The sequence below is a fragment of the Rhodococcus sp. C1 genome, from assembly GCF_020809065.1.
Taxonomy (GTDB): domain Bacteria; phylum Actinomycetota; class Actinomycetes; order Mycobacteriales; family Mycobacteriaceae; genus Rhodococcus_F; species Rhodococcus_F qingshengii.
In genome coordinates this window covers 5,346,542-5,361,719 of record NZ_CP078080.1, presented here as the reverse complement: position 1 = coordinate 5,361,719, position 15,178 = coordinate 5,346,542, and the positions used below count along the sequence as shown (strand labels likewise).

Below are 15,178 nucleotides of genomic sequence, written 5' to 3'. Positions count from 1 at the left end.
CGCTACTCAAGGAGTCGCGAAGAACTTCTCGACGGCCGGCGCAGCGTTCGGGTTTCCGTTGGTGATTCCTGCGCCGACTCCGGCAACCGTGCCGATGACTCCACCGACGATGCAGCCGGCGATGAAGTTCGGGAAGATCGACAGGCAGCCGATTCCGACGCCGAGGTTGGCTCCGATCAGGGTCGACTGCAGACCACCGTTGTTCCAGCCGATATTGACCTCGTTGGCCATCGTGTCGAACGCGGCCTGCTTCGGATCGTTACCGGGGAAGAGCATCAACGCCGCCTGGCTGTTCGACTCTGCGGTCGGTGTCAGTAGGGGTTGGGACGGATCGAAGCCCGCATTCGGGGGCGCTGCGACCGCGGTGCCGGCTCCGGCGCCGACTGCGGCGACGACGAGTACGGACATGGTGAGAGTTCGGGACAGTTTCATGGGGACGGCCAATCTGTCTGTGTGGAACCAGTCGTGAATGGTGGCGGTGCAGTTCGTTAACCAGAACTCCACCGTCTGGATCGATCGTGCGGACCTCCTCGGGCACAACGGGACCCGTCGTCTCCGCGCGACGGGCCGTGTTTGGTGGCTACCCGACTCCGAGTGCCCTGAAACCGCCTAGTCTCATTCGTTTTTCGACAACCGCGCACGCAATTCTTCGACCTCGGCAGTAAGCCGATCTACCTCGGCTTGCAGGGGTTGGCGTGCCAGAGCGAGGGATTCGTCCATGCGCTCCTTGTCGAAGCGTGGCGTGATGTTTCGACTGCAGTTCCAGTCGAACGCTTCGACGTCGATGACGATGGAACGCTGGGCTTTTGCCGTCATGGTGCCGCCGGGGACTTGCAAGAGCTGTTGCAGTAGTGCAGGGTCCTCGTCCGCTTCGATCACCTGCGCGCGCCCGTAGATCTTCAATCTCGTTCGCGTCGGGTAATCGATGACGAACAGCGAGATGCGATTGTTCTCTTCCAGATTGCCGAGCGTCACGAATTGCTGATTGCCGGGGAGATCGGCGAATCCGATTCGATTCGGGCCCAACACATGCAGGAATCCGCGCGGGCCGCCGCGATGTTGGACGTACGGCCAACCGTCGGGCGTCACCGTGGACATGAAGAAGGAATCCACGGATTTCACGAATCCCTGCGCGCGGAAATCGAATTCCATCGGGCCCTCGTCGGGCTGATCGAGTTTCGAACCGTACACGGTGAAACTTCCGGTCGACCGCTGACGCTCCACCGCAGCGGGGGAGAAGGCGATGTGTGCGTATCGGGTCGACATTTTCCAACTCCTGATGCTCAGTGCCAACGGTGGTCGGCAACGGCAGTTCGCGGACCGAACTTGGGTTTGACGGCTTGCCCGCTGACCTGCAGAAGCCTCACGGCGCGGTATCGATGCGGTTGAAGGGGAGCGAGGTACTGCACCATCTGGGCGTCGTCGATCGGTTCACCCAGCAGTGACCACCCGACGACGGCAGAAAGGTGGTAGTCGCCGACCGAGAGTGCATCGGAATCGCCGAATGCACGCTGAGCCACTTCGGCGGCAGTCCAGATCCCGACGCCGGGTACCGCTCGCAACCGTTTGGTCGCCTCGGTCCTGGGGAACGTGGATGCCTGCTCGAGGCGGTCGGCGACGCGAGCGCACTGAACGATCGTCTTGGACCTCGCGGGATCGACGTTCGCGCGATGGAATTCCCATGACGGCATTCGACGCCATTGGTCCGCGGTGAGTGGAACCCGCATTCCGTCGGGCGCGGGGCCGGGTGGGCGCTCCCCGAACTTGGTCAGCAGGCGGCGCCACGCGGCGAATGCGTCGATGCCGTGGACTCGTTGCTCGAGGATCGCGGGAACGAGAGCTTCCATGACGCGGCCGGTGCGGCCGATGCGCAGATGAGGGAAGCGTCGATGAGCTTCGGCGAGCTTGGGATGTTCGGGGGCAAAATCTTCGGCTTCGTCGTCGAGACCGAGCAGCGCTTCGGCGCCGGTCAGGAATTCCGTGGCGCCGGGACCCCAGGCCTGTACCCGGACCGTGTGGCGATCCGACTGGGTGATGCGGTAGGTCACAGGACCCGAAAGTTGGCGGGAAACTCGCCAGATCGCTCCGTCGGCTGACCGTCGATGTGCGGGGTCGCCGGGTCCGCGCTGATGCGGGCTGAGCGTCAGCGCGGCATCGAGCGGTCGCTGAGAAGTCACCGTGACTTCGTCGACCGGAGATAGCGGCGTCATCGAGGTCAGCGTATCGCCACCGTCCATCCTCCGTTAAGGCGTGTGTCGGTGGCGCAACGTATTGTCCGAGCCATGATCATCGTGAGCACCGACGGATCCTGTCTGCGAAACCCCGGTGGGGCTATCGGCTGGGCGTGGGTCAATCACGAGGGTCCGAGCATGTCCGGCGGAGAAGCGTCCGGCACCAACCAGATTGCAGAGTTGCGTGCTCTGTTCGAGGCCGTCGTCGCCCATCCCGGTGCTGATCCTCTACTCATCGAATCCGACTCGCAGTACGCCATCAAGTGCGCTTCCGAATGGTTGCCCAGTTGGAAGCGCAAGGGCTGGAAGACCGCGAGCGGCGGGGCGGTCAAGAACCTCGAACTGGTGCAGAGTATCGATCGAGCCATCACCGATCGAGTCGGTCCGGTGCGCTTTCGCTGGGTGCGCGGGCACGTCGGCAACCACTACAACGAAATGGCAGACAAGCTGGCCGGCGAAGCCGCACGCGCCATCGTCTCGGGGGACATCGCATCGGTCCCGCTTGCTGCCCCGGTGAAGAAAGAACCGACCGCCGTGAACTCTCCTTACAAGGAGAAGTCCACGACGGTCGAAGAACCGGCAGATCTGTTCACACTATTCTGAGCGGTTCAGAATCCGTCGGCAACCTGAACCAGCGCCCGGCCGGTGTACTTGCCTTCGCGGACCTGATCGATCACCGAGACGACGTCGCGGACGGCAACGAGGTTCGTGATCTCCTTCAGATGACGTGGGGCCAAGTCGGAGCCCAGACGGGCCCACAGCGCGCGACGGGGTTCGATCGGCATCAATACCGAGTCCATGCCCAGCAGTGAGACTCCGCGGAGAATGAACGGCAGCACGGTCGTAGGCAGCGCGGCGCCGCCGGTCAATCCGCTGGCGGCCACAACACCGCCGTAATTGATCGTGCTCAGAACGTGAGCGAGGGTCTTTCCACCGACGCAGTCGACGGCCGCCGCCCACTGAGATTTTCCGAGCGGGCGAGGCTTGGCGTCGGGATCCTCGGGAAGCCTGCCGATCACCGAAGACGCACCGAGTGACGTCAGAAGGTCTGCCGCGCCGGGCTTGCCGCTGGAGGCGATCACGTCGAAGCCCGCGCTTGCCAGAAGGTCGACGCTGACGGTGCCGACTCCGCCGCTCGCGCCCGTCACCAGGACGGGACCGTCGGCGGGCTTCACTCCGCTGGCCAGAATGGCTTGGACGCTCATGGCTGCGGTGAATCCTGCCGTGCCGATCGCGGCAGCGTCGGCGGTGGAAATGCCGTCGAGCTTCACGACCCACTCGGCAGGCAAACGGGCGATCTCGGCGTAGCCGCCGTTGCGGGCGGTCCCGATCTCGTAGCCATGTGCGACGACCTTGTCGCCCGGGGCGAATGCGTCGGACTCGGAGGCGATGACCTCGCCGGCGACGTCGATACCGGGGACGATCGGGTAATCGCGAACCACCCCGCCTTTCGGCGTGACCGCGAGCGCGTCCTTGTAGTTGACGCTCGAATACTCGACGCGAATGGTGACCTCACCTGCCGGGAGGAAGGATTCGTCGACGGTTTCGGGGGCGAAGTCGATGGTGCCGTCGCTGTCGCGGGCGACCCAGGCGTTGAAAGTAGTCATGGGTCGAACATAAAGGCCTTCGGCCCTGTGCGCCTTTTTGGTAGTGCGAACTACCGGAAAGGCGCACAGGGGCGGAGCCCCTAGATCAAGCTGCCCTCATGCACCGCTCGATCGAACGCCGGTAGCGGGCCACCGGCGCGCAGGGTAGTTGCCAATGCAGGATCGGCGAGATGGAGACGGCCGATCGCGATCAGATCGAACTCTCCGCTGCCGATGCGCTCCTCGAGCTGTGGGATGTTGTCGACTACAGGTGCGACGCCTTCGATGCGGCTGTCCCGCAGCGACTTTCCGATACCGACGCTGCCGACGGCCATCGTGACGGCGCCGGTCAGCTTCTTCGCCCAACCCGCCAACGAGAGATCGCTGCCTTCGAAGGCCGGCACGTCGAAACGCCTGATGCTGGCGTCGAGAACGTCGACTCCGGCGTCGACCAGCGCGCCCAGGATGACGCCCAACTCTTCGGGGGTTTCGGCGATCTTCGCGGTGAAATCTTGCTGCTTGTGCTGTGAGAAACGGTAGATGATCGGCAGATCCGGTCCGATGGCCGCGCGGATCGCGGCGACGACGGCGGCCGGGAACCTGGTACGACGCTCCAGGTCGCCTCCCCACGCGTCGTCGCGCTGGTTGGTGCCCTCCCAGAAGAAGGAATCGAGGAGGTAGCCGTGACCGCCGTGGATCGCGATGCCGTCGAAGCCGAGTTCGACGGCGTGCTTCGCGCTACGGACGTACGCGTCGATGACGTCCTGGATGTCCTGCTCGGTCATCGCTTCGGTGCTCGCCTGTGCGCGTTCGACGTAGGCAGCGGAGTACGAGGTGACGCCGAGCGGGCCCCACTCGCCTGAGGGGCGCATCGGCTTGAGTGAGGGGTCCATCTGCGTCATCGCGCCCCACAAAGGTCCGACGTGCCAGAGCTGAGGCACGATCTTGCCGCCCGCAGCGTGCACGTCGCCGACTACCTTCCGCCATCCGGCCTGAGCAGCGGGAGTGTGGAGGTTGGGGACGTTGGCGTGGTCGACAGCAGTCTCGTGATCGATCGCGACGCCTTCGGTGACGATCAGTCCGGTGCCGCCCTCAGCTCGTCGGCGGTAGTAGTCGGCAACGTCGCGGCCGGGCACACCTTCGATGGAGTACGTGCGCGTCATCGGCGACATGACTATGCGGTTGGACAGTTCGAGCGAACGGATGCGGAGCGGTTGGAACAGCGGGTTGGTCACTTCGTCACAGCGCTTTCATGAATCGGAAGAATCCGGGGTCCTGGTCGACACGGAGCCGGGTGAGGGTTCGGTAGCTGATCAGCCACTTGCCGTCTTCTTTGCGGTATTTCTCGTGGTAGTGGCCGTAGCCGTGTAGGTGCAGTTCTTTCTCGCCGTCGTTCCACCACAGCATGTCCTCCATCGCCCAGATGCCGGTTGCGGTGGTGGGCGAGGTCAGCACGATTTCGGGAGTGTGTGCGTGGTGCGTCGTGGTGAGGGGGATGTCGCCGTCGAGCATGTTCCGAATTGCCGCGGTGAGTTTGTCGATGCCCACTACCTGGTTCGAGGTGTCGCCGGTCTTGGGTTGCTTGTCTGTCGGGAGTCCGCCCCACGTCTCGCTGACGACGTCTGCGGTGTGCAGGGTTGGGTAGACGTGCCACTGCTTGGTGTCCATGCAGCGTAGGCGCGCGGCGAACACACGCTTGATTTCCTCGATTGCGAGCAGTTCCTCCACGGCACTGATCGACCCCACTTCGGACTCGGCCTGAGACATTCAACCTCCAACGGTGATCGGCAAGATGGGTTCACATTCGGGTGCTCCGGGCGGGCCGTCAACGACCTGTCCCGGTGAGCGCGACGGCACTCGGTATGGTCGAGCGAACGAAAGGGGTGTCAGACGTGTGTACCGAAGAGGTCCCATCGACTGGACCGGAGGAGATCGCCGAGGTTCGGGCTTTTTGGCGCGAGTTGGGTGTTCCTGGCGTGATCGACGTCCATACCCATTTCATGCCGAAGAGCGTCATGGACAAGGTGTGGGGCTACTTCGATTCGGCGGGACCGATGATCGGTCGACCTTGGCCGATCGCGTACCGACTTGCCGAGGAGGAGCGGGTACACCGTCTCCGCGAGTTCGGTGTCCGGGCTTTCACGTCGATGATCTACCCGCACAAGCACGCGATGGCCGAGTGGCTCAATCAGTGGGCCGTCGAATTTGCCGCGCAAACGCCCGATTGCCTGCACACGGCCACGTTCTATCCCGAGGAGTCGGCGGCGTCGTACGTCGGCAAGGCATTGGAGTCGGGCGCGCGAATCTTCAAGTCCCACATTCAGGTCGGAAACTACGATCCGAACGACCCTCTGCTCGACAAGGTCTGGGGGCAACTCGAGGACTCCGAGACGCCCATCGTGATCCACTGTGGTTCGGGACCGGCGCCGGGGGAGTACACGGGACCTGATCGCATTGCTTCGCTGCTCGCACGGTACCCGCGCCTGTCGTTGATCGTCGCCCACATGGGGATGCCCGAGTACAGCGAATTCCTCGATCTGGCAGAGGCTTACGGCAACGTCCGCCTGGATACGACCATGGCGTTCACCGATTTCACGGAAGAGCAGTGTGCCTTCCCGAAGGCGGACGTTTCACGGCTCGTCGACATGCAGGACCGGATTCTGTTCGGTAGCGACTTCCCGAACATTCCGTACCCGTATCTCACGGCTTTGCAAGCGGTTACGCGTTTCGATCTCGGAGACGAATGGTTGCGAGCCGTCGTGCACGACAACGCTGCGAAACTCTTCTCGGTGAGCTGAGCCCACCGAGAAGTATTTCGCTCAGCGCAATTTGATGCTGCCGCCGTCGGCCATCAACGTCTGTCCGGTCATGTACTTGGAATCCTCGCTCGCCAGGAATACCACGACGGGAGCGATGTCGGTTTCGGGATCACCGATGCGTCCGAGAGGTACCTTGGCAACCGATGCGGCTGCGCGCTCGGGGAAGGCTTCCTGCCACTTGACGACGCCTTCGGTGGCGGCGAACGGGCAGACCACGTTGACCCGAATGCCTTCCGGCGCCCACTCGTTGGCGACGACGCGCGTCAGGCCTCGCACAGCTTCCTTGGCCGCAGCGTAGGACGTCTGGGTGGGCATTCCGTCCAAACCTGAACCCGATGCGAAGTTGACGACCGAACCCTTGGTCTTCGCGAGTTCGTCGTGGCACGCCTGCATGAGGTGGACAACGGGGTAGAAACCGGTGTTGAAGGACAGGTCGAACATGTCCTGCGTGGTTTCGAGCAACGGAGCCTGACGGGACGCGTGAGCGTTGTTCACCAGGATGTCGAGCTTGCCGAAAGCCTCGAGTGCGGCGTCACGGATCTGCTCGGCCGAACCGGCGGCAGCAAGGTCGACGTTCAGGAACTTGCCGGAGCCGGCCAGTTCTTGTTCGAGGGCCTGGCCCTGCTCGTCGTTGATATCGACGAACAGGACCTTCGCGCCTTCACGGGCGAAGACTCGGGTGACAGCGCGACCGATTCCACCGGCGCCGCCGGTGACGATCGCTACCTTGCCGTTCAACCTCATGAAAATGCTCCTCTTCGTAAGTGCTGCTCAAACTGTTGCGGTCTCGTCGACTGCAAGTGCAATCTTTTCGAGGCCGGCGATGCTGTAGGCGGCGTAGGTCTCGTACGGCCCACGGCCGGAGAAGTAAGACGAGAGCTGGCCACCGAGCTCTTCGACGGTGAACGCGGATCCGGCTGCGTCGAAACGGTTCTCGACCTTGGGTGCTTCCATCAACGCCACCATCTTGCCGTAGACGACGAAGACCTGTCCGTTGATCTCGTCGGAATCGGGGGATGCGAGGTAGCTGACCAGGGTCGCGACGCGCTCGGGTGCAAGCGGATCGAGGCCGACGACGCCGGTGTTGTTCTCGCCGAAGGCTTCTGCCGTCATGGCGGTGCGCGCGCGGGGGCAGATCGCGTTGGTGCGGACGCCGTAGCGGGAGAGACCTGCTGCGCTCGAGAGCGTCAGAGCGGTGATGCCGGCCTTGGCTGCCGAGTAGTTGGGCTGTCCGGCGCTGCCGAAGAGGAAGGCCTCGGAAGAGGTGTTGATGATGCGGCCGTAGACCGGTGCGTCGGCTGCCTTGCTGGCTGCGCGCCAGTGGACTGCGGCTGCGTGCGAGGTGGCGGCGTGGCCCTTGAGGTGCACACGGATGACGTCGTCCCAATCGGATTCGGTCAGGTTGAAGATCATCTTGTCGCGCAGGATGCCTGCATTGTTGACGAGGATGTCGAAGGATCCGAAGTTCTTGACAGCCTCTTCGATGATGCGCCCGCCGAGCGACCAGTCGGAGACGTCGCCGGTGATGGCGAGTGCCTGTCCACCTGCGGCCTTGATCTCGTCGACCACGTCGTTGGCCGCTGCACCCATGTCGTTGACGATGACGGCTGCACCGGCAGCCGCGAGTCCGAGTGCTTCGGCGCGACCCAGGCCGGCGCCGGCGCCGGTGACGGCGGCAACTTTGCCTTCCAAGCTCAGTGATTGCGTCATGTCGTGCTCCTTCGATCCGGGCGGTCGGGTACGTCTTGCAGAATTAGTATTCATTCTAATTTGAAGTCGAGAGTTCGGTAGTCGGTTCCGAAAAAATCATTCGAGCGAAATCAGAATTAGTTCTAGTTTTGAACAGAAGTTTGGCCGACTGAGGAGGAGTCTCACTCAGCGGGAGCGGTGATCTGGGTCACGAGCGCTGCATGCCACCTTGGGGCGACGCGGCGATCCCACCGCGTACGCGTTTGCGTCACCACCGATCCGCTCAGTTCTCGGCCGCATTCGTCGGCTCCAGGGTCGGATAGTTCCCACCGAAAACGCAGTACGGTCGGCCCCGAATTCACCGGGCCGGACATCAAGGAAGGCACCAGCAGTGTCACTGAATTTGGCAGATCTGTACGAGGGCATCTCGGATCTGATTCCGGACCGCACGGCGCTCGTGTGCGATGGTCGTCGTCGCACCTACGTCGAGCTGGACGAGGGCTCGAATCGCATCGCCCGCCACCTGGCGAGCGTCGGTGTCGGGCCCGGCGATCACGTTGCTCTGCACATGCGCAACAGCATCGAGTTCGTCGAGAGTTTGCTCGGCTGCCTCAAGATTCGTGCGGTCCCGATCAACGTCAACTATCGCTACGTCGACGCCGAACTGACCTACCTGTACAACGATTCGCAGTCGGTAGCACTGATCGTGGACGAGGAGTTCGCTCCGGTGGTGGAGACGGTTCTCCCGGCCGCGCCCGGCATCAAGCACGTCGTTGTCGTCGGCAAGTCCGTGGTCCGCGACATCGAAGGTGTCGACGTCGTTGGATACGCCGACGCCGCCGCGGAGCAGCCCGCTACTCGTGACTTCGCGCCCCGCAGCAACGACGACCTCTTTGTCATCTACACCGGCGGCACGACAGGGATGCCCAAGGGTGTCATGTGGCGTCATGAAGACTTCTACTTCGCGGCGCTCACCGGCGGAAATCCGTTCGGTCCGCCGCACACGACCGCCGAGGCTCTGTTCGCCGCGGTGCCGAACGTCCCCGCGATGAACATGCTCAGTACCGCACCCCTGATGCACGGTGCGGCGTCGTACTCGCTGTTCACCGGATTCTTCATGGGCGCCAACGCAATTCTCATGGCGCGGTTCGACGCGAAGACGACGCTGCAGCTCGCCGGAAGTGAGAAGGCCGTCTCCATCACCGTCGTCGGAGACGCGATGGCACGTCCGCTCGCAGACGAATTGGCAGCAAACGCAGCAGATTACGACCTCAGCACGGTCGGAATGGTCTCGTCCGGCGGAGCCTTGTTCTCGCTCTCACTGCGGGAGCAGCTCAAGTCGATGCTTCCGAACCTGGTGATCCGCGACGGATTCGGCTCCTCGGAGTCGGGCGTCGACGGCAATCTGGAGATCGGTCAAGACGGCCTGATGCGCATCGCCGCTCGCGACGAGACCCGCGTCGTGGACGAAAGGATGCGGCCGCTGGAGCCGGGATCGCCCGAGACCGGTTACATCGCTCGCAGTGGTCACGTGCCGGTCGGCTACTTCAATGATCCGGTCAAGACCGCGGCTACGTTCCCGGTGATCGACGGGGTGCGGATGTCGGTGCTCGGCGACGTCGGACGCGTGGAAGCCGACGGCTCGATCGTCCTGCTGGGGCGTGGTTCTCAGTGCATCAACACCGGCGGGGAGAAGGTGTATCCGGAAGAGGTCGAGCAGGCGCTCAAGAGTCACCCGGCGGTGCTCGACGCTTTGGTCGCGGGAATTCCGGATGCAAAGTTCGGTGAGCGCGTCGCTGCGGTCATCACGACCCGCGAAGGCTTCGACGTCCCGGACGCTGCCGAGATCGGTGAGCATTGCGCGTCGCAGGTCGCTCGGTACAAAGTGCCGCGCACCGTCATGAACGTTCCGTCGATCAGGCGTTCTCCCAGCGGAAAGGCCGACTATCGCTGGGCCAAGGCCACTCTCGCCGAGCAAGTCTCCTAGTCCGGCCGGAGCCGTCCAGCGCGTTTGTGAGGGACGCGTTGGGTGGCTCCGGTGCTCTAGCCTGTCACCGTCAGAACCAGCAGAGCGACGTTGAGTGCAACGATCAAGCCCGCCGCAATCCACGCCGCGACGGTCGTGAGCGGGGCATTGCGAGCGTCGCCCATGAGTTCGGGGTCCGAGGTCATTCGCACCAGTGGGATGATCGCGAAGGGGATGCACAGGCTCAAGACCACTTGGCTGAGCACGAGCGCCAGCGTCGGGTCGACGCCGAGTCCGAGCACGATCAGCGCCGGGACGAGCGTGACGATCCGGCGTGTGATCACCGGAATCCGAATGGCCAGAAGACCGTGCATGATCTCGGCGCCGGCCGCGCATCCCACGGAGGTCGACGCGAGTCCGGAGGCGAGGAGGCCGATCGCGAACACCACGGCTACGCCCGGGCCGAGCGAATTCTCGATCGCGGCATGCGCGCCGTCGATGGTGTCGGTGCCGGGTACTCCGCGCAGCGCCGAAGCGGCCAGCAGCAGCATGCCGATGTTCACGCCACCGGCGATGATCAACGCGACGACGACATCCCAACGGGTGACTTTGAGTAATCGCTGCAACCGTGGGCCGGGTTTGATGTGGCCGTGGCGATCACGTGCCAATGCGGAGTGAAGGTAGATCGCGTGCGGCATGACCGTTGCTCCGAGCATGCTGGCGGCGAGCAGTACGGTCTCGGTTCCTTCGAAGCGGGGGACCAGTCCGGCGACGGCCTCGCTGCCGGAGACGTCGGTGAAGGCGAGCCCGGTCAGGAAGCCGATGGTGATGATGGCCAGCAATCCCATGACCACGAACTCGAAAGTGCGCTGTCCGCGCCGACTTTGGATCGTCAGGATGACCATCGACACGCATCCGGTGATCAGTCCGCCGAGGAAGAGCGGGATGTTGAAGAGCAGGTTGAGTGCGATGGCGCCGCCGATGACTTCGGCGACGTCGGTCGCGATCGCCATCATCTCGGCCTGGAGCCAGAAGGCGCGGCGGTTGTTCTTACGCAGGCGCTGACCCAGCATTTCGGGCAGGGATCTGCCGGAGACGAGACCGAGTTTCGCGGACAGATACTGCACGAGGACGGCCATCGCGTTGGCGAGTACGAGTACCCAGATGAGGAGGTAGCCGTACTTGGCGCCGGCGGTGAGGTTGGCGGCGACGTTGCCCGGATCGACGTACGCGATTGCCGCGACGAACGCCGGACCGAGCAGGGCGATGGATCTCCCCGTGGGTCGTCGGCGCGGAGTCGTCGGCTCTTGCGTACTGGTGCTCATCGGTCTCCTGGTCACACGTACTCGGACCTGTTGGTTCGAATAAGTGAACTATAGAGTTCGGGGAGCCGAACTTTCAACAGCTGTGCGCGGTCAGCGACCGCAGAGGGTCCCTAACCGCGCACAGGCCGGTTAGGCCGTCACGCCGGCAGCCAGGAGAGCGCGAGCCTCGGGTCGGCCGTCGAGGAGGGCGTTGGTACGCAGTTCGACCTTCCACTCGCCGTCCGTCTTGATCAGTTCCCAGCGGTTCGCGGTGATGCGGAGGACCTTGAATCCCGTCGGGTTCTCGGGGTCTTTGATGACCAACTGCGAATGGCAGGTCGCGACGGCCTTGTTGCCGTCGATGCGGATGTGCGCGGGTGTCATCATGTGGGCCGCGCCGTTCATGATCCAGTTCTGGTGTGAGGCGCTGTGAACCATCGCGCGCAGTTCGCCGCGGCCGTGCATCGCACCGGTATCGACGTCGTAGACGCCGTCCTCGAGCCACAGGTTCGCGACCTCGTCGGCTGATCCGCTGTCGACGGCAGGGCTGTATGTGGTCAGCAGTTCGGTGATCGCGAGCTTGTCCTCGAGCAATTCCACTCGGGCGAGCAGGGATTCGATCAGGGCGGTCGAGTCGGTCATCGGTACGTCCTTTGCATTGAATTGTCGGGGAATCAGGAAGTGGTGAAAGAAAAGCCCTCGGCGAGGGCGATTCGGTGAAGTTCTTCGAGTTGTTCGCAGTAGTGCTCGACGCTTCGAGCGCCGACCGAGCAGCTGGCGATGGTCGCCCCGGCGTCACGGACGCGAGTCAAGGCGCGAAGGGTGGATTCGCGATTGCCGAGAGGATCGAGCGGCGCACCGGCGGGAAGCACCACGTCGAATCCGTCGGGGAGCGTCGTGGCGTCGAGCATTTCCTTCAGTTCGGAGAATCGCAGCCCGAACGGCACCCACCCGTCGCCGTGTGTGGTGGCCCGGCGCAGCGATCTCTTGGTCCGGCCGCCGATCCACAGCGGCACCCGTTTCTGGACGGCGTGGGGTTCGACGACAAATCCGGAGTAGTCGTAGAACTCGCCGTGATACTCCGGAGTCGGCGTCGACAGTGATGCCCGAAGTGCGGCCAAGGCATCGTCAGCGCGCGCTCCTCGGTCGGCAAATGGAGCATTTATGAGATCGAATTCTTGTTTCAGAGTCCCCACCCCGAGGCCGAGTATCAGGCGTCCATTGCTGACGCGATCAAGCGTTCCGTAACGCTTGGCGATCTCGAGGGGGTGGTGGTAGCCCAACACCAGCACCTGGGTCGCCAGCAGGATTCTTGATGTACGCGCGGCGAGAAAACCAAGGGTGGCGAGCGGATCCCAGTAGGTTCCGCCGCGCTCGGCGGCAATCTCCTCGGGGACCGCCACGTGTTCACTGCAGGTCAGATGATGGAAACCGAGTCGATCCGCCGTGGCGGCCACTGTGGCGATCTCGCCGATGTCAGCACTTGCCTCCCACTCCGAGCGCGTGCTCGGGTGCTGAATCAGGACCGGTGTGACGATTCCCAGGTGCATCGGGCGTTTATAGCGTCCCCACTCGCCCGGTGGCAGGTGAATTACCGCTGATCGGGATCGAAAAGATCGATTCACTTTCCAGAAACTGTGACCTGGGTTATAGTCGGTAGAATCAATTCCAGTTTTCGGGAGGCGTCCATGACCATTGTTGACATGAACGACACACTGTCCACCGTCCAGACTGCCGGTGGGCAACCCAAGAAGGATCTGCCGCCGTCGATGGTCGAGCGGATGACACTGATTCTCGACGCCTTCGACGGCCGCGCCGCGCGGCTGACGCTGGAAGAGGTCGCGTGCCGTACTCAGTTGCCGCGCTCCACGGTCCACCGCATTCTCGATCAGCTGGTCAAGCTGGACTGGGTCGATCACGCATCGTTCGGCTACTGCCTCGGGCGTCGCGCGCTCGGCCTCGGTGGTGGCGACGGCGGCCACAGCCAGATCCGCGAAGCCGCTGCACCGCTTCTGCACGAACTGCACCTGCAGACCGGCATGGTCGTTCACCTGTCGGTGCTCGACGGACGCGAGAGCGTCTATCTCGACAAGGTCGGCGGACGATTCGCCGCGGCGCTCCCGTCCCGCGTCGGCGGCAGAGTGCTCGCTCATTCGACGGCTGGTGGCAAGGCGATGCTGGCGTGGATCGACCCCGAGCGCGTCGACGCTCTGTTCGGGTCTTCTCTTCCCCGCTGTACCGAGAACACGATCACCGACGTCGCTGTGCTCCACCAGGAACTGAACCGCATCCGTCAGCGTCGGGGACTGGCCTTCGAACGCGGGGAGTCGGCGCGTGGAGTCGCTTGTGTGGCTTCGGCAATTCGCGGACACGAGGGTCCCGTCGGCAGCATCGCGTTGTGTGGTGACATGCGGACCGCTCAGCTCGAGCGAGTTGCTCCGCTGGTCGTCGACGCGGCTCGCGAGGTCTCACGGACGCTGTACCCCGAACTGGGTGCTCCTCGCCGCGGCCGCAAAACGCCTCCCGTTCCGACCAATACGTTCTCGGCGGAGACGATGGATCGCCTGCTGGCAGCGTCGTCCGACCACTGGATCTGACGTATTTTGATCGACTTGTCTCGCTGATCGGGACGAGTCATAGCAGCTCAGCGGTACTGATGGCACCGTTCGGACCATGACGACTGAACTGAGCTACGAGGGAACTCTGAAGGAACTGCAGACCGATCTCGGTGTGCTCCGGTACCACGAAGCCGGCGACGGCCCGCCGCTCCTGCTGCTGCACGGATCGGGCCCCGGCGTCACCGGTTGGCGTAACTACCGCGGCGTTCTCGCGGACTTCGCGGAGCACTTCCACTGCTACGTTCTCGAGTTTCCCGGATTCGGCGTCAGCGATCCCGGCCCCGACCATCCCATGATGATGGCGCAGGCGTCGGTCGGGATGTTCCTCGACGGCCTCGGCCTCGGCCCGGTCCACATGATCGGTAACTCCATGGGCGGCATCGTCGCCACCAAGGTCGCGATCGACGAGCCGCACCGGGTGAGCAAGCTCGTCACCATCGGCGGCATGGGAAAGAACACCTTCTCGCCGGGGCCCGGTGAAGGCATCAAACTCCTCATGGAGTTCACCGACAACCCCACCCGCGAAGCCCTGGTCCGCTGGTTGCATTCGATGGTCTTCGACCGTGCCGTCGTCACCGAGCAGCTCATCGAAGAGCGTTGGGCCCTGGCCACCGAGCCGACGACGCTCGAGATCGCCCGTCGTATGTACAGCAGCAAGGCCATGGCCGCCATGGGCGCGGCTGCCGCTGCGTCGACCGCCGTGCCGTACTGGGCGCAGCTGAACAAGATCAAGGCGCCGACGCTGTTGACCTGGGGACGCGACGACCGCGTCAGCCCCGTGGACATGGCGATTCTGCCGATGCGCGACATCCCCAACGGCGAAGTTCACATCTTCCCCAACTGCGGACACTGGACGATGATCGAAGCTCGCGACGCCTGGGTCGCGTCCGTTCTGGCATTTCTGACGCGTCCAGAAGGCAAGTAAGGCCCGTGCGCCTTTTTGGTAGCCCCCACTACCAAAAAGG

At 63.6% G+C, this 15,178-nt stretch carries 16 protein-coding genes; 5 read left to right on the top strand and 11 right to left on the bottom strand.

Annotation, left to right across the window (positions count from 1 at the left end; all coding sequences use genetic code 11):
• Positions 1-6: 6 nt before the first annotated feature.
• From KTR60_RS24675 to KTR60_RS24665, 3 genes are all read right to left on the bottom strand, one after another.
• Positions 7-504 (bottom strand): hypothetical protein, encoded by a 498-nt coding sequence (locus KTR60_RS24675; RefSeq protein ID WP_003940625.1) that lies wholly within the window; start codon positions 502-504, stop codon positions 7-9.
• A gap of 111 nt (positions 505-615) precedes the next feature.
• Positions 616-1,266 carry a pyridoxamine 5'-phosphate oxidase family protein gene (locus KTR60_RS24670; RefSeq protein WP_003940212.1) on the bottom strand — a complete coding sequence of 217 codons (651 nt, stop codon included), beginning with the start codon at positions 1,264-1,266 and terminating at the stop codon, positions 616-618.
• Positions 1,267-1,283: 17 nt separating this feature from the next.
• A complete protein-coding gene (locus tag KTR60_RS24665) occupies positions 1,284-2,237 on the bottom strand; it encodes a DNA-3-methyladenine glycosylase family protein (protein WP_042448519.1) in 954 nt (317 codons plus the stop codon).
• A gap of 45 nt (positions 2,238-2,282) precedes the next feature.
• Here KTR60_RS24665 and KTR60_RS24660 point away from each other — a divergent pair, with 45 nt between their 5' ends.
• Positions 2,283-2,834, top strand: a complete 552-nt coding sequence (locus tag KTR60_RS24660; RefSeq protein WP_054188389.1) for a ribonuclease H family protein — start codon at positions 2,283-2,285, stop codon at positions 2,832-2,834.
• A 5-nt stretch (positions 2,835-2,839) separates the two neighbouring features.
• Here the strand turns inward: KTR60_RS24660 and KTR60_RS24655 are convergent, their stop codons facing one another.
• The 3 genes from KTR60_RS24655 to KTR60_RS24645 form a co-directional block, all read right to left on the bottom strand.
• Entirely contained in the window at positions 2,840-3,838 is a 999-nt protein-coding gene (locus KTR60_RS24655) for an MDR family oxidoreductase (protein WP_065351436.1), read from the bottom strand.
• Positions 3,839-3,918: 80 nt separating this feature from the next.
• Positions 3,919-5,052 (bottom strand): 12-oxophytodienoate reductase, encoded by a 1,134-nt coding sequence (locus KTR60_RS24650; protein ID WP_228401345.1) that lies wholly within the window; start codon positions 5,050-5,052, stop codon positions 3,919-3,921.
• 4 nt (positions 5,053-5,056) lie between these two features.
• Complete coding sequence (locus tag KTR60_RS24645) at positions 5,057-5,584, bottom strand: nuclear transport factor 2 family protein (protein WP_065351435.1); 528 nt, start codon at positions 5,582-5,584, stop codon at positions 5,057-5,059.
• Between the two features lie 125 nt (positions 5,585-5,709).
• On the opposite strand from KTR60_RS24645, the gene KTR60_RS24640 reads away from it, so the two are divergent.
• Complete coding sequence (locus tag KTR60_RS24640) at positions 5,710-6,615, top strand: amidohydrolase family protein (RefSeq protein WP_003940342.1); 906 nt, start codon at positions 5,710-5,712, stop codon at positions 6,613-6,615.
• A 21-nt stretch (positions 6,616-6,636) separates the two neighbouring features.
• Here KTR60_RS24640 and KTR60_RS24635 read toward each other — a convergent pair whose 3' ends face one another.
• Both KTR60_RS24635 and KTR60_RS24630 read right to left on the bottom strand, forming a co-directional pair.
• Positions 6,637-7,380 (bottom strand): SDR family NAD(P)-dependent oxidoreductase, encoded by a 744-nt coding sequence (locus KTR60_RS24635; protein WP_007729453.1) that lies wholly within the window; start codon positions 7,378-7,380, stop codon positions 6,637-6,639.
• A 27-nt stretch (positions 7,381-7,407) separates the two neighbouring features.
• Positions 7,408-8,346 carry a 3-oxoacyl-ACP reductase gene (locus KTR60_RS24630; protein WP_007729451.1) on the bottom strand — a complete coding sequence of 313 codons (939 nt, stop codon included), beginning with the start codon at positions 8,344-8,346 and terminating at the stop codon, positions 7,408-7,410.
• A gap of 370 nt (positions 8,347-8,716) precedes the next feature.
• Between KTR60_RS24630 and KTR60_RS24625 the strand changes: the two genes are divergently transcribed.
• The gene (locus KTR60_RS24625; protein ID WP_058226583.1) at positions 8,717-10,312 is read left to right on the top strand and encodes an acyl-CoA synthetase; all 1,596 of its coding nucleotides are present in this window, start codon (positions 8,717-8,719) and stop codon (positions 10,310-10,312) included.
• A gap of 56 nt (positions 10,313-10,368) precedes the next feature.
• On the opposite strand, the gene KTR60_RS24620 is transcribed toward KTR60_RS24625, so the two are convergent.
• The 3 genes from KTR60_RS24620 to KTR60_RS24610 form a co-directional block, all read right to left on the bottom strand.
• Positions 10,369-11,616, bottom strand: a complete 1,248-nt coding sequence (locus tag KTR60_RS24620; protein ID WP_007729446.1) for an Nramp family divalent metal transporter — start codon at positions 11,614-11,616, stop codon at positions 10,369-10,371.
• Positions 11,617-11,745: 129 nt separating this feature from the next.
• Complete coding sequence (locus KTR60_RS24615; protein WP_003939809.1) at positions 11,746-12,237, bottom strand: nuclear transport factor 2 family protein; 492 nt, start codon at positions 12,235-12,237, stop codon at positions 11,746-11,748.
• 32 nt (positions 12,238-12,269) lie between these two features.
• Complete coding sequence (locus KTR60_RS24610; protein ID WP_003940045.1) at positions 12,270-13,145, bottom strand: TIGR03619 family F420-dependent LLM class oxidoreductase; 876 nt, start codon at positions 13,143-13,145, stop codon at positions 12,270-12,272.
• 138 nt (positions 13,146-13,283) lie between these two features.
• Between KTR60_RS24610 and KTR60_RS24605 the strand changes: the two genes are divergently transcribed.
• Entirely contained in the window at positions 13,284-14,192 is a 909-nt protein-coding gene (locus KTR60_RS24605; RefSeq protein ID WP_003940451.1) for an IclR family transcriptional regulator, read from the top strand.
• Between the two features lie 76 nt (positions 14,193-14,268).
• On the top strand, positions 14,269-15,138 hold the full coding sequence (locus KTR60_RS24600) for an alpha/beta fold hydrolase (RefSeq protein ID WP_019745379.1): 870 nt from the start codon (positions 14,269-14,271) through the stop codon (positions 15,136-15,138).
• The last annotated feature ends 40 nt before the right edge of the window (positions 15,139-15,178 follow it).